Origin of the sequence: Paenibacillus sp. 1-18, assembly GCF_000520755.1 — a bacterium.
GTDB lineage: Bacteria > Bacillota > Bacilli > Paenibacillales > Paenibacillaceae > Paenibacillus > Paenibacillus brasilensis.
In genome coordinates, this window is record NZ_ASSB01000313.1 from 1 (window position 1) to 327 (window position 327).

The 327-nt window shown below is 40.7% G+C and carries 1 protein-coding gene; it reads left to right on the forward strand.

The window, feature by feature from the left end; all coding sequences use genetic code 11:
* Nucleotides 1–327, forward strand: a 327-nt coding sequence (locus L693_RS0119825) for a recombinase family protein (protein ID WP_025719343.1), incomplete at both ends; no start/stop codon positions are given.

Here is a 327-nt window from a genome sequence, read left to right on the forward strand (position 1 = left end):
AACGATGGACATCGTAGAGGGAATTCAATCTATTCAAAAGAAGAAAGTCGCCGCCTATTGCCGAGTTAGTACCGATTCCGAGGAGCAAAAGGAGAGCTATACCAATCAGGTGAATCACTATACTCAATACATTCAAAACAACTTAGAATGGGAAATGGCTGATATTTACGCCGATGAAGGCATCAGTGGAACCAACACCAAAAATAGAACGCATTTTAATCGGATGATACAGGATGCTCGAAACGGTAAACTGGATCTGATTCTGGTCAAGTCGATTTCGAGATTTGCTAGGAATACACTGGATTTATTGAAATATGTACGGGAACT